The organism is Frankia sp. AiPs1 (genome assembly GCF_023716945.1).
Lineage (GTDB): Bacteria > Actinomycetota > Actinomycetes > Frankiales > Frankiaceae > Frankia.
The window spans coordinates 1-1,807 of record NZ_JAMQQF010000844.1; the positions used below are offsets into that span (position 1 = coordinate 1).

Annotated in this window: 2 protein-coding genes; both read left to right on the plus strand. The window is 75.9% G+C overall.

Annotated elements, in window-relative coordinates; all coding sequences use genetic code 11:
* Positions 1-1,307, plus strand: a 1,307-nt coding sequence (locus ND748_RS31205; RefSeq protein WP_251749891.1) for an ABC transporter ATP-binding protein, incomplete at its 5' end; no start/stop codon positions are given.
* Positions 1,304-1,807, plus strand: a 504-nt coding sequence (locus ND748_RS31210; RefSeq protein WP_251749892.1) for an ATP-binding cassette domain-containing protein, incomplete at its 3' end; no start/stop codon positions are given. The genes ND748_RS31205 and ND748_RS31210, both read left to right, overlap by 4 nt.

Consider the following 1,807-nt stretch of genomic DNA (forward strand, 5'->3'; position numbering starts at 1 on the left):
CCGCCGCGGCGCCCCCTGCCGCGGGCTCGTCGCCGCCGCCGCCGGCGGCCGCGGCCATGACCCAGGCGCCGGCGACGGTGACGACGATGCAGGTGGCGGAGGTAGCGGAGGCGGAGCCGGTGGAGGCGGAGCCGGTGGCGGAGGCAGAGCCGGCGGCCGAGGTGACTGAGGCAGGCCCGGTGGCGGAGGCAGGTCCGGCGGAGGCTGGTCCGGCGGCGGAGGCGACGGTGGCTGAGGCGACGGAGGCGACGCAGGTGGCGACGCAGTCACTGCGGGTGCGGCCGGCGACGCTGACCGTGGAGGGCGTCACCGTGCGCTGGGGCGGGGTCGTCGCCGTGGACGGCGTCGGGTTCGAGGTGGCGCCGGGCACCGTCGTCGGGCTCATCGGGCCCAACGGCGCCGGCAAGACGACGATCGTCGACGCGATCACCGGGTACGCGGCGACGGCGGCGGGCACCGTCCGGGTAGGCGAGACCCGCCTGGACGGGCTGCGGGCGCATCGCCGGGTCCGGGCCGGGGTGAGCCGGTCCTTCCAGAACCTCGAACTGTTCGAGGACCTCACCGTCGCGGAGAACCTGCGGGCCGCCAGCGACCCGCGCGACCTCGCCGCCTACGTCACCGGCCTGGTCTGGCCCGGCAACCGCCCGCTGAGCGCACCGGCCCAGGCCGCGGTCCGCGAGTTCGGCCTGACCGACGCGCTGGACACGCAGGTGTCGGCCTTGCCCTACGGGCGCCGCCGGCTGGTGGCGATCGCCCGCGCCGTCGCCACCGCGCCGTCCGTGCTGCTGCTCGACGAGCCGGCCGCCGGTCTCGACGAGCACGAGAGCGCCGAGCTCGCCGTCCTCGTGCGCCGACTGGCGGACGAGTGGGGGATCGCCGTCCTGCTCATCGAGCACGACATGCCGTTCGTCATGGGAGTCTGCGACCGCCTGGTGGTCCTCGAGTTCGGCCGCCGGATCGCCGAGGGTCCGCCGGCGGAGATCCAGGCCGATCCCGCCGTCATCGCCGCCTACCTCGGCCGCCCCGACGAGCCGGCCGCTGACGCCGCCGCGGACACCGGCGACGCCGCCGCGGACGTTGATGATGCTGCTGATGACGCTGATGCGGATGCGGTCGATGCTGCCGCGGATGTTGATGGTGCTGCGGTCGATCCTGCCGCGGACGCCGACGACGTGGACGCTGACGACGCCGCGGTCGATGCTGACGACGCGGCGGGCGCCGGCGGGGACGAGAAGAACGGTGTGGCGCCCGCCGCGCCGGTGGACGAGGCGGCGGCGGTGCCGCCGGTTGCTGGAGGTGCCAGGTGAGCGTCGTCGGATGCCGACAGCTTGCTGTCGGGTACGGCGCCGGGCCGGTCGTGGTCGGGCTCGACCTCGAGGTGGCCCGCGGGGAGGTGGTGGCGCTACTCGGCCCGAACGGTGCCGGCAAGACCACCACGCTGATGGCGCTGGCCGGCGCCCTGCCTCCCAGCGAGGGGACCGTCACCTGGCAGGGTGAGCCGACCACGGCGCCGCTGCACCGGCGGGCCCGGCAGGGCCTCGGGGTCGTGCTCGAGGAGCGGGCCGTCACCCCGTCGCTGACCGTCCGCCAGAACCTGCGCATCGGCGGGGTGGACCCGCAGTCCGTGCTGGCCGATTTTCCCGAGCTCACCGAGCATCTCGACCGCCGAGCCGGCCTGCTCTCCGGTGGCCAGCAGCAGTTGCTCACCCTGGCCCGGGTGCTGGCGCGGCGGCCGGTGGCGCTGCTCGCCGACGAGCTGTCGCTCGGCCTCGCCCCGCAGGTGGTGGCCCGGCTGCTGGGCGCGATC